Source organism: Paraburkholderia kirstenboschensis, assembly GCF_904848585.1.
In the GTDB taxonomy this organism is placed as follows: Bacteria; Pseudomonadota; Gammaproteobacteria; order Burkholderiales; family Burkholderiaceae; genus Paraburkholderia; species Paraburkholderia kirstenboschensis.
Genome location: NZ_CAJHCR010000053.1, coordinates 1 through 4,103 on the forward strand (window position 1 = coordinate 1; position 4,103 = coordinate 4,103).

Genomic DNA, 4,103 nt, shown 5'->3' on the forward strand with positions numbered 1-4,103 from the left:
CCTTCGACACTACGTGGATTCAAACCGTTAAAGACAGACTCAAACCTGACATCAAGACTACGACATCTGTATTTAGCCAGCCCTGCGACATTTCAATCTGGCCTCGACATAATTCGTATTCCTACATATTGTAGATTGGAGTGGTGCCGGCCTCGGAGCTCCGGACAGGTAGCGCGTCTGCATGGAAGCGACTGACGCGATGGAGCGGGCAACGAAGGATCTTTTTCGTGTACGGAAGTCAAGCGGGAGTGCCTCATCGATCGCGTCGATCATGGATGTCCTGTCGCTTTCCCGGTCACGCGGCGGAAGACGCTTGACGCCAGTCGTGCGCTGCTCGTCCCGGAAGCCCGGCAGGCGTTCCCAGTCTCTGTCAAAATAGCAGCATTGGTTCCACCAGTTCCCGTGCACACCATTGCGGGTTCGTCGGGCTGCATGTCGCCGCCAACCACGACGTATATTGCCGAAAATGGCAACCGGAATCTATCCTCCCGGCGGTCGCGGGAAGAACCGTTATTGCAGGCACGACATGGCACACGAACGTTGCGAACAATGCGGCAACCAGACGCCGCCCTGGGAGACCATACAGTGCCGATCTGGCGATGGCCGCTATGAGTTGCTCTGCACTCTGTGCTTCAATGCCAGGATTGCCGAGTCCACTGGATTAACCGATTTCGAGAACGTCCGCCTTGACCCCATCCGGATGATCGACTGCAACGGGGAGCCGCACCAGTTCCACTTCCAGCTTCGGCTTTTGGGCAACCGGGTGGCACTGGATGCGTTTGAGCTTCGCGGAGAACTTCGCGCGGGCTACCGGTTCCAGCTGATCGGCGAAGCTGACGACGATGTGTTCGTGTTGCTCGGCCGCCTCGTTGAGAAGGTGCGTCGCGCGCTGTCGGTCAGGCACATCGATTTTCATGAGCGCCAGATCATTGACAGCACGGTGCGCGGGCATATCGAATGGGATGAGGCGCAGGCGGGGCGCGTGCCACTCGTGGTGATCGACGGCAAGGAGGTCTCGTGGGAGGATCTTGGGCAAATGCTCATGAGCATGGAAGGATGGCAGTTCCGGCTCGATATCGCTGATCCGAGCGAAGAGCTTTGAGTCGCGTTGCAGACGCGGCGAAACGGGCGACAAACCGTGTCCCCGGACCGGTTTGCCGACCTGACATGTACAACCTGCTGGGTGCAGCCATGGTCGCAGTCAAGCACGATGATCTTTGTTTGGCCTTTGACTTCGTCAGCTACGCGGCGCCAACGGAGCATAACGCGTATGTCTCGCTCGATACGGGCAAGCTCTATTGGACTTCTGATTCCAGCGACGCGCTCGACGAGGAGATTCCTGACGACCTTGAAACTTCCGACCGCTACCTTGCGATACCGCACAGGAACGAACTCGATCTCGGAAGACGTCTCGCCTTGCGCTTTGTCGCACAGCAGTTGCCTGCGCGTTATGACCAGGTCGAAGGACTATTCCGGCGGCAAGGAGCTTATGCGCGTTTCAAGGATTTGCTGGACCGTGAGGGCGTTCTCGAGCGATGGTATTCGTTTGAAACCGATGCTGTCGAAAGCGCGCTGAGGCAATGGTGTGCCGAAAACGGGCTTGAGCTTCTTGAGATGTGACGGATGCTGCTGGCTCTCGCAACGCCAGGTGTGCTGCTTCCTGTGATCAAACGCGGACGCGTGCTCGCACTGCTCGGTGAGCGCACGCCCATCCGGGAACAGGAAACCATCGGCTCGATTCTGGTGGAAGATGCCGCGCTAGCGCCGCCGGTCGACGCAATCCTGTGCCGGAAGAATGTCATGGCGATCTGGGCAGTTCGCTGTGGCACTCGGGGCCGGACATCGGCCTGCGATCCGGATGAGTCCGGCCGAGATTCTCGCATACGCTGACGGCGCAGACCGCTTGCTGGCCCACCAGCAGGCATTCCGCCCAGCGGTGGAGCGATGCGCAGGCGTTTGCGCCCAGCGCATTTGGTCAGGACCTGCTGCCGGTTGTGCGCATCGTCGACGAACTCGGTACTGGTTATCTGCAAGCCTTGGCGCCGCGCCCGGCGAGAAGGCGCCGCAGACTATGTGATCTCACACCGTACACCGTGCCAAGGGGCTCGAATGGAAGCGGGTCAAGGTGGCGAACGATTTCCACCTGCGCGGTGTCGACGGCCGCCCGATGCCGGACAAGGATGAGCTTCGGCTGCTCTACGTGGCCATGACTCGCGCGCAGCATGCACTCGATATCTCCGCATTGCTCGACGAGCGCAGCGGCTTTTTAGTCTCCTGCACCGGGCCCAGCCGGCATAACAGATGAAATCCAGCGTCGACCCAGTTCCGGCACCACGGCGATGTTCACGCAGACCACGCCCACCTGCCGCCCGCGGCACGCGACAGAAGCTGGGGCTCACATGCACGTCTGGAACCGGGTAGAACGGCATACAGGGCTGGATGCCCATGAATTCAAGGAGATCTAATACGATGGCAGCACCGAGTTTTGTCTATACGATCTCCTGTGTCGCGAAGATGCTCGGAGAGCCGGTGGATTGGCTGGACGAACTGGCGACTCTGAACCTGGAGCCAGAGAACGGGTGTCTCGGGATCATCGACGATCTGGACGTCCCCGCCGAGCAGTTGGTCTCCGTAACCGCCTTCACGGATGCTGGCATCGAGGCACTCAAGGAGCTGGTTGCTGAAGCAAAGCGGCAGTCTGGCGGGACGGGCAGCGCAGGTAGATAGGCGCGGATCAAGACCACGCATGCACGCCCCGGCAAACCAGGGCGTCATCGCCGTCCCCACGATCGGGCAATCGTCCGGTCATCCGGGCTGATCACTGCCGCTGTGCATCGGGCAAATCGGGCCGGAGTTCCGCCTCGATCTGATCGATTGATGGCAGACCGCTTTCCAGCGATTCAGGCACATGGCGCAAAAGCTGATATTCGGCAACGCCCATCGGGTTGGCCACGCCGCGCAGCGCATATTCCGCCACGAGCCGGTTCTTTTCCTTGCACAGCAGCAGGCCAATGGTCGGCTGGTCCTCGCGCGCCTTCACCTGCGCGTCGATCGCGGACAGGTAGAAGTTCAGCTGGCCTGCATATTCGGGCTTGAACGGTGTTGTTTTCAGTTCGACGACGACGTAGCAACGCAGCTTGAGATGGTAGAAAAGCAGATCGACAAAAAACTCGTCGCCGCCTACCTCCAGCCGGTACTGGCGTCCCACGAACGCGAAGCCGGCGCCCAGTTCGAGCAGGAAGCGGGTGATGTGCTGGGTGAGCGCGCGCTCGATGTCGCGCTCCTGGGCATTCTCGGCCAGACCGAGGAAGTCAAGAATATACGGATCCTTGAGCGCGTCGCGCGCGAGATCGGACTGCGGTGGCGGCAACCGGTCGGCGAAATTCGTGACTGCGTTGCCGGCACGCCCATGCGCGGCCGTCTCGATCTGCATGGTCAGCACGCTGCGCGACCAGCCGTGCTCGAGCGACTTTTCCGCATACCACAACCGTTGCGCGTCGTCGTTGAGCTTGTCCAGCAGTGTCACGACGTGCGACCACGGTAATTGTGCAACGGGCTGTTGCACAAATTCCGGCTGCGGGAAGGCTTGTGCCAGCGCGCGCATGTATTTGAGGTTACGAGGCGAGAATCCTCGCATGTCGGGAAACGCTGCCTTGAGGTCGCGCGCGAGCCGGTCCACAACGCCGGCCCCCCAGCCTTGTCGCTGCTGCCTGTCGAGAATGTCGCGGCCAATCTGCCAGTACAGTGTGACCAGTTCGCGATTCGCGCTGGCCACGGCGCGCTGCCGCGCGCGCTCGACGCGCTGCTTGAGTTCGGCAAACCAGTGGTGATAATCCTCAGCCCATGCGGGCGTACCCAGATCTTTGTTCATGCGCTTTGGTAGTCGGGGCACGGGCCGGCGCGCCCGGAAGGAAATTATCGTGGGGGAACCGGCCGTCGACAAGCGGAGCCAGCGTGGAGTCGCCATGATGATGCCATCGCACCCCGTTTAAATGTCGAGGCCAGATTGAAATGTCGCAGGGCTGGCTAAATACAGATGTCGTAGTCTTGATGTCAGGTTTGAGTCTGTCTTTAACGGTTTGAATCCACGTAGTGTCGAAGGA

Annotated in this window: 6 protein-coding genes; 5 read left to right on the forward strand and 1 reads right to left on the reverse strand. The window is 60.3% G+C overall.

Annotated elements, in window-relative coordinates; genetic code table 11:
- The first annotated feature begins 526 nt into the window (after nucleotides 1-526).
- The 5 genes from JMY24_RS37765 (at nucleotide 527) to JMY24_RS37780 (ending at nucleotide 2,727) form a co-directional block, all read left to right on the forward strand.
- On the forward strand, nucleotides 527-1,102 hold the full coding sequence (locus JMY24_RS37765; RefSeq protein WP_128598705.1) for a DUF7686 domain-containing protein: 576 nt from the start codon (nucleotides 527-529) through the stop codon (nucleotides 1,100-1,102).
- Nucleotides 1,103-1,167: 65 nt separating this feature from the next.
- Complete coding sequence (locus tag JMY24_RS37770; RefSeq protein ID WP_236597777.1) at nucleotides 1,168-1,620, forward strand: hypothetical protein; 453 nt, start codon at nucleotides 1,168-1,170, stop codon at nucleotides 1,618-1,620.
- Nucleotides 1,621-1,623: 3 nt separating this feature from the next.
- On the forward strand, nucleotides 1,624-1,890 hold the full coding sequence (locus tag JMY24_RS39145) for a hypothetical protein (RefSeq protein ID WP_236597778.1): 267 nt from the start codon (nucleotides 1,624-1,626) through the stop codon (nucleotides 1,888-1,890).
- Between the two features lie 235 nt (nucleotides 1,891-2,125).
- Entirely contained in the window at nucleotides 2,126-2,305 is a 180-nt protein-coding gene (locus tag JMY24_RS39150; RefSeq protein ID WP_236597779.1) for a P-loop NTPase family protein, read from the forward strand.
- A gap of 164 nt (nucleotides 2,306-2,469) precedes the next feature.
- Complete coding sequence (locus tag JMY24_RS37780; protein ID WP_128591562.1) at nucleotides 2,470-2,727, forward strand: hypothetical protein; 258 nt, start codon at nucleotides 2,470-2,472, stop codon at nucleotides 2,725-2,727.
- Nucleotides 2,728-2,818: 91 nt separating this feature from the next.
- Here the strand turns inward: JMY24_RS37780 and JMY24_RS37785 are convergent, their stop codons facing one another.
- Nucleotides 2,819-3,871 carry a PDDEXK nuclease domain-containing protein gene (locus tag JMY24_RS37785; protein WP_128591560.1) on the reverse strand — a complete coding sequence of 351 codons (1,053 nt, stop codon included), beginning with the start codon at nucleotides 3,869-3,871 and terminating at the stop codon, nucleotides 2,819-2,821.
- Nucleotides 3,872-4,103 lie beyond the last annotated feature (232 nt).

Coding starts and splice junctions, on each gene's coding strand:
- JMY24_RS37770 (WP_236597777.1), top strand. CDS start 1,168: ATGTACAACCTGCTGGGTGCAGCCATGGTCGCAGTCAAGCACGATGAT.
- JMY24_RS37765 (WP_128598705.1), top strand. CDS start 527: ATGGCACACGAACGTTGCGAACAATGCGGCAACCAGACGCCGCCCTGG.
- JMY24_RS37780 (WP_128591562.1), top strand. CDS start 2,470: ATGGCAGCACCGAGTTTTGTCTATACGATCTCCTGTGTCGCGAAGATG.
- JMY24_RS37785 (WP_128591560.1), bottom strand. CDS start 3,871: ATGAACAAAGATCTGGGTACGCCCGCATGGGCTGAGGATTATCACCAC.
- JMY24_RS39145 (WP_236597778.1), top strand. CDS start 1,624: ATGCTGCTGGCTCTCGCAACGCCAGGTGTGCTGCTTCCTGTGATCAAA.